General features: G+C 49.7%; 1 protein-coding gene. It reads left to right on the forward strand.

Features of this window, described 5'->3' with window-relative positions; all coding sequences use genetic code 11:
• The coding region (locus tag R8O10_RS24330; protein WP_318191833.1) for a lipopolysaccharide biosynthesis protein at positions 1–880 on the forward strand (880 nt) is incomplete at both ends.

The raw sequence follows: 880 nt of genomic DNA on the forward strand, positions 1-880 counted from the left end.
TCTCTCAACCAACTTTATTCATTGTCGGTGCTGATCGCCGGCGCGGTGGCTGCGATTCTCCTGTTACTGATTGCGTTGCTCTCTATTCCTGAACCTTTTACGCGCATCGAATTTGCTGTTGTCACGCTTGCCATTGTTCTGGAAGGCAGCATTGCGATTGGCACGGCTTGGCTGCGCACTCAAGATGACAAAGCCAAAACACTGCTTCAAGTGATGGTGACGACGACTCTACTGCAAGTCACGTTTATCGTCGCGGCGCTTGCGCTGCACCCGCATGTCATCTCGGTGCTGATTGGCGGTCTTATCGCTGCGGTCATGCAATTTGTTTGGTTACACATCATCAACCGTTACACCCTTGCTCTGCCTCAGATTGCCTTAGCCAAGCAGTATTTGAATTACTGCCTACCAGTAATGCTGTCTGCGCTTGTCGCGTTTTGTTTGAATGGTGCCGAACGCTGGTTTATCGGCGCAAATGCTTCGTTGGCGACGTTAGGCATTTATGCGATTGCGGTTAAGTTCTCTGTAGGTATGTGTATTTTGGTGCAGCCATTTGGCATGTGGTGGATGCCACGACGCTTTGCGTACCTCGAAAATGGTCGAGATAGTGAAGCCGTGCGCGTTTCTCATTTAGGGATGATTTATGTTGCTGCGCTCAGCGTGGTTGTAGCGACACTAGCAATGGTCATGATCACGAACTTCTTGCCAGAGACCTACCATGAAGCGGTACTTTACACTCTGTTCTTGCTACCGATTGCGATGCTCAAGGAATGGAGCGAATTGTTAAACATCGCCATTCTTTTCAAACGCAGAAACCGATGGTTGCGTGGTATTAATGTGGTGTCTGCCTTCGTTGCGGTTGGGTTGCTGTTTGGTTGTGCTG

It is taken from the genome of Vibrio sp. 1727, from assembly GCF_033344415.1.
Lineage (GTDB): Bacteria > Pseudomonadota > Gammaproteobacteria > Enterobacterales > Vibrionaceae > Vibrio > Vibrio alginolyticus.